General features: G+C 35.2%; 2 protein-coding genes. Both read left to right on the top strand.

The genetic code is table 11. The features are described from left to right. A partial coding sequence (locus ACIQ6T_RS11340; RefSeq protein WP_395786466.1) for a CTP synthase occupies positions 1 to 1,282 on the top strand: 1,282 nt, incomplete at its 5' end. A 3-nt stretch (positions 1,283 to 1,285) separates the two neighbouring features. Continuing rightward, positions 1,286 to 2,818: membrane protein insertase YidC (yidC, locus tag ACIQ6T_RS11335; RefSeq protein WP_395786464.1), on the top strand; the 1,533-nt coding region annotated here is incomplete at its 3' end.

Below are 2,818 nucleotides of genomic sequence, written 5' to 3'. Positions count from 1 at the left end.
CCCTCATATTACAGATGAAATTAAACGTAACATTTTAATTTTAGGTGAGACAGGAAAATTTGATATCGTCATCACAGAAATAGGTGGTTGCGTTGGAGATATTGAGTCATTACCATTTATTGAAGCTGCAAGGCAATTAAAATGGGACTTAGGAGAGAAAAACACCCTTTTTATACATCTTACCCTTGTTCCTTATTTGGCATCAGCAGGCGAGTTAAAAACAAAGCCTACCCAACACTCCGTAAAACAATTATCCGAATCAGGAATTCAACCCGATATTTTAGTTTGCCGTACGGAGCATCCGCTTCCACAAGAAATGAAAAGGAAAATAGGTCTTTTTTGTAATGTGAGCGAACAAGATGTAATTGAAGCTAGAGATGCCGAAACAATCTATGATGTGCCAATGTTGATGCAACAAGAACGTTTAGACAGCCGCGTTTTATATAAACTTGATATTTATAATGATACGGATAGTAATTTAACGGCTTGGACTAAATTTTTAGATAAATTAAAGAACCCCAAATTTGAAATAACAGTAGGATTAATTGGTAAATACGTAGAGCTAAAAGATTCGTACAAATCGATTGCTGAAGCATTTATTCATGCGGGTGTAGCCAATGAAATAAAGGTAAATGTCAAATGGATATCTTCAGAAAGTATGGAGGATATAGATGTGGCAGATGTTTTAACAGGTTTAGATGGAATTTTAGTTGCTCCAGGATTTGGAGAACGCGGTATTTTAGGTAAAATAAACGCAGTCAAATATGCCCGTGAAAATAAAATACCATTTTTAGGAATTTGTTTAGGAATGCAATGTGCCGTTATTGAGTTTGCGCGTAATGTTATAGGTTTAGAAGCTGCACATTCATTTGAAATGAATCCAGAAACAAATTATCCAGTCATTGATTTAATGAAATCGCAAAAAGATGTTTCAGAAAAAGGAGGAACTATGCGATTAGGATCTTATCCATGTAAAATTGAAAAAGGTACGATGGCCTTTAAAATTTATGGAAAAACATCAATTCAAGAAAGACACCGTCACCGTTATGAATTTAACAATGACTATTTAACTCAATTTAATCAAGCTGGCATGGTCACTTCAGGCATTAATCCTGAATCAGAACTTGTTGAAATTATCGAACTACCCAATCATCCATTTTATGTAGGAGTTCAGTTCCATCCCGAATATAAATCAACAGTTGAGGCACCATCGCCTATTTTTGTCCAATTTATTAAGGCTGCGTACCAACACGCAGTTCCATTTATCAAAAATTCAAAATAATTTATGGATAAGAATTCAATATCCGGTATCGTCTTAATTATGGCCATGTTACTTGGCTATCAATATTTTTTTGCACCTGTGGAACCGGTTCCAACAGAACAAGTAGCTAAAAAAACAACTGTAGTTAAGCCAAAAGCTAACATTGTCGTAACAGCCCCAACTGCACCAGATTCTTCTGCACAAATCAAGGAGCGTTTTCTAAAGTTAGAAAACAAGAATATGGTCGTGACGCTCTCAAATTACGGCGGTAAAATTAAATCAGTAACGTTAAAGAATTACCGTAGCTACGCAAATTACAACTCGGGTAAAAGTGAAGGAATTCAAATGTTTGATGCAAGCAAGGATCAATTTGATGTTGAGATCCCATCTGGAAATACAAAAATCAAACTGAATGCGTTAATCTACGATGTTCAAGAGAATAAAGGCAATGTTGTATTTACAAGTACATTAGCAACAGGACAAAAAATTAGTCAAACATATATTTTAGGGGAAGAAAATTTCGAACTCGACTATTCAATTGATGCGAAAAATGCAGCTAGCGTAATCACGGGGGCTGATTACACGATTCATTGGAAAGAAAATCTAGTTCAAAATGAAAAAGATATTAATGAAGAACGCAAAGCCACAATCAATTATTTATTGACTGAAGATGAGGAGTTTGATAATTTATCTGAAAATCCGAGTGGAATAGAAACAGACAATTTAATAAAGCCAACTCAATGGATTTCATTTAAGAAAAAGTATTTCTTAACAGGTCTAATTCCACAGGGTTTTGAATTTAAAAAAGCAGATTTAATCAGCACGCCCAACCTGACTGATTCTTTACATTTAAAGACATTAGACGCTACGTTAACAGCATCAACACAGGATCTAATCCAAGGCAAATCAAATTATAAGTTTTACTTTGGACCAAATGATTATTCTATAATAAAAACCGTAGCTCCTTCTTTTGGAAAAAACGTCAAACTGAGCTATGACTTTTTGTTACCGCTTACAAAGTACATTTTCGTACCTCTGTTTGATTTCTTAGAGAGTATCGTATCAAATTATGGATTACTAATCATTCTTTTGGTTTTAATCATTAAAACAGCCTTGCTACCATTAACATACAAATCATATGTTTCAATGGCTAAGACGCGCATTTTGGCTCCTGAAATAGCAGCCATCAAAGAGAAGATTGGTGATGATCCAGCACGCGTCCAACAAGAAACCATGAAACTTTATGGGGAAGTTGGCGTAAATCCATTAAGCGGCTGCGTACCCGTTTTAGCTACTATGCCTGTATTAATGGCCGTATTTATGCTATTCCCGAACTTAATCAATCTTCGTCAAGAATCCTTCCTTTGGGCAAATGACTTATCTACATTCGATTCGATTTTAACGCTGCCGTTTGCGATTCCATTTTATGGAACTCACGTGAGTTTGTTTTGCTTGTTAATGACAGCATCTCAATTAGCCTATGGATATTATAATAATCAAATAACGCCTGATCAACCTGGCCAACCGATTAACATGAAAATGATGGCATACATAACG

It is taken from the genome of Aquirufa sp., from assembly GCF_044377215.1.
Taxonomy (GTDB): domain Bacteria; phylum Bacteroidota; class Bacteroidia; order Cytophagales; family Spirosomataceae; genus Aquirufa.
This window is presented reverse-complemented; position numbering and strand designations above follow the sequence as displayed.